Genomic DNA, 3,119 nt, shown 5'->3' with positions numbered 1-3,119 from the left:
AGGGTGCGAAATGTGAGTTAAAGCTGGCGATATCATCTGCTTTTTAATTGCTTGCTGCGACTGGAATGCACAGACAGGAAGTTGTTGATTTGAAGCGGGAGAAGGTTGATTTTAACAATAAAACAATCCAAATATATGAAAAAGTTAATAATAAGGAACGGCTTTTTCCTCACTTTTTACTGCCAATAAATACTAATACTCAAAGAGTTGAATCACCTTGGATCTTTATCACTAGTCATCAAATCGGCGTGTTAGAAAGGAACAGAAATTAAAGAATTTCTGGATTTTCTAAATATGAAAACATTAAACTCTCATCAAAAGAGATGTTTTCTGCGGGATAAGGAGCACAATTTAGCAATTAAGCATATGCATCTATTTCTGTTATAAATTTATAACTTTATAGGCGGTCATGATAGACTATCTTGCCTGTGAAACCATATATAATTTATTTCCCCTTTTACGTAGAATCATGACCGCAGATGCTCCATATCAAGTAATGTGGCGTATGAGTTAATATTCAATGAAACGGATACTCTTATTTGTCATTTGATACATTCATTTTTTAACTGCTAAAAACAATTATCTGTATAAATTGCAAAGCTGCGGAATATCTTCTTGATTCGCTGTTCTTATCGCTACATCTCCCATCTCTTTTCCCCTCCATCGTATCTTTATTTAAAAGATTGATTTTGCATCTTGCGGCAAGTCTTTTACGTGTTTTAGAAACTCTAATGCTCTTTTGCATTCTTCTTCAGGAAACGGAAAACCATATACTTGCCCAACATGTTTAGCTGTTTTTTTGAATAAGTCATGAAATAAAAATAACGAATCCCAAATATTATCATAATTCGCATTTGTATACGTCTTCTCAAAGTCATTCCAAATTTCAGGCTCTAAGAACTTTTTTAAATGTCTTCCCCCTTTTCCAATTGAGTATTTATAATCTGTTTTAATTCCTATATGCCACTCAAGCATTTGAATTAATGGCTCACGTAAAACAACATCTATTAAACGCATTAACAATGGTAATTCTTGTCTCCAAATAGTTTTTGGAATATGAGATCCTAATCCCCATATAAAACTATTACAACAATCGTTATATAATTTTTCCGTTGGTTTTTTTATAAGATAACTTTGTTCACTTGGAGGTGGGATATCTGGAATATTGTGGTCTTTGTCTAGTAGAACCTTTGTCAAACTATCCTTAATTAGTTCATCCACTTTACTAGTGTGCATAAAATGCATATCAATTCGGTTTCCATCCATAAATTGCATTAAATATGTATAACGGCCATCGCCAATGGGAGGTGGAAAAATTTTATCTTCAGGTTTTTCCATAAGCATTACTTCCCCAAAGCGAGACAAAATATAGTTTTCATCTTTAAATGGTTCAACATCTGTAACTAAATATACAATATCATAATCTTGAAATATATCTTTATTTACCCGTGGTGCTAGTTGAGTCTTAACGCTCAACTAGCCCAAGAACAACAAGCGAGTAAGCCAGTAAAATACCATCCAGTGCCGTTTCAAATCCAGAAACCGAGTTCGCTCGAATCTCGGTGATCCGATACGAATCGACTAAAATCGAAAACACGGTTTCCACCACTTTACGTTTTCGCTTCATCCACTGTTTCCATGCGTCCGATTGGCGAATTCGCTGATTTTTTCGAACGGGCGTCCAAAAAGCGACTCGGTGCTCTTCGTACAGCTTCTTTTGCAGCTTTTGGCTGATATACCTTTGCCACCTAGGTTATACGGATGTGGAATTTGCGTCATGACGGTTTCAGCGGCCACCCGGTCGTGACAAGACGCTTCGGTGACAACATATCCCATCGGAAGCCCTTGGTCGGTGACCTGCAGGTGAAGTTTCCACCCATAGAAAGTGACCCTTTTGGAAGCACAATAGCCAATATCGGCAATTCCACGGAATCGTTTGACGCGATGCATTCGAGCTGAATGACACAGCTCGATCGGCAAGCTGTCCACGACCGCATACGCATGGTGTTGCCCACGCTTGGCTAGCTGGTGCCGAATCCACTTGATCGCAAAGCTAAGCGCTCGGCAGCGACGGTTGTACCGAGAACGCTCAGGGAATAAGTCCTTGGGAAACAAATTCCCAATCACAAACCGATGCCAAGCCCGTTCGGAAGTGAAGCCCAACAACTTTCCAAGGACATGGATGGTGATGATGACTTCGTCTTTCTGTTTCAACAAATGACGATTTCGACGTTGAAGAGGAATCTGGATACTCGATAGTTGAGCCGATACAAAAAGCAAAATCGATGCATATTGTTTTTGAAGTTTGGCTCGATCTGTTGTAAAATGAAAGTGCTCTTGCATGGGAACCTCTCCTTTTGATGTTTGGTTGCACTTTCATTTTAAGGAGTTCCTCATGCAAGGGCTATTTTTATGCTTGTCTGATTTTATCTAGCACCACGGGTATCTTTTGTACTTTAAATAAATAACGCTCATATAAAAAGAAAATGCAGGACAATTCGCAATAGGAAATTCACCCTGCTACGTTTTAGTTCAAATTAAGAAATTATTTATTGCTTAAATTTTGGTGGATATTCAAACAAAGAAAGCAATAGGTTTTGTGTATCGTGAATAATAGTGTCGAGGGATTGAATAGTTAGAACATTTTATTCTACTTCTCTCTTACATATTTTGCTATCTTTTTCTAGACAAATAAGAACGCGCGTGCTAATATGTATTATAAATTAACTCAATTTATTTTTTGTCTGCAATTATCATTCTTTTGTACGAATTATCAAAGTTTATTCGCGATTATTAAGTTAACTTACTGTTTTATCATTTTTTTATCGTTTCACTTTATATTATGTCAACCGAAATTAGTTACTTAACTCCCCTTTCTTTAATTTTATAAAATTCTTCGCTAAATGATTTGTCACGCTTCAACCATGTATAATACGTTCCTAATGTAATTCCAACTGTTTCACATGCTTGATGAACGCAATAACTTTTTCGATATTCATCGATAAAAGCTTTTTTTCTTGCTGCAACAGATACCCTATCTATCTTACATTACACAAAATTCTTGACGGTACCTTTTTCTGCCGCTCATATATAAACGAATCACGAGTGTTGATTATCCA

At 36.7% G+C, this 3,119-nt stretch carries 1 protein-coding gene and 1 pseudogene; both read right to left on the bottom strand.

Annotated elements, in window-relative coordinates; all coding sequences use genetic code 11:
- Positions 1 to 675 precede the first annotated feature (675 nt).
- On the bottom strand, positions 676 to 1,476 hold the full coding sequence (locus tag I656_RS00735; protein ID WP_020756812.1) for an aminoglycoside 6-adenylyltransferase: 801 nt from the start codon (positions 1,474 to 1,476) through the stop codon (positions 676 to 678).
- Positions 1,466 to 2,343, bottom strand: a pseudogene (locus tag I656_RS00740) (IS982 family transposase). The gene I656_RS00735 and the pseudogene I656_RS00740 overlap by 11 nt, the downstream one beginning before the upstream one ends.
- Positions 2,344 to 3,119 lie beyond the last annotated feature (776 nt).

It is taken from the genome of Geobacillus sp. WSUCF1, assembly GCF_000422025.1.
Classification (GTDB): Bacteria; Bacillota; Bacilli; order Bacillales; family Anoxybacillaceae; genus Geobacillus; species Geobacillus zalihae.
This window is presented reverse-complemented; position numbering and strand designations above follow the sequence as displayed.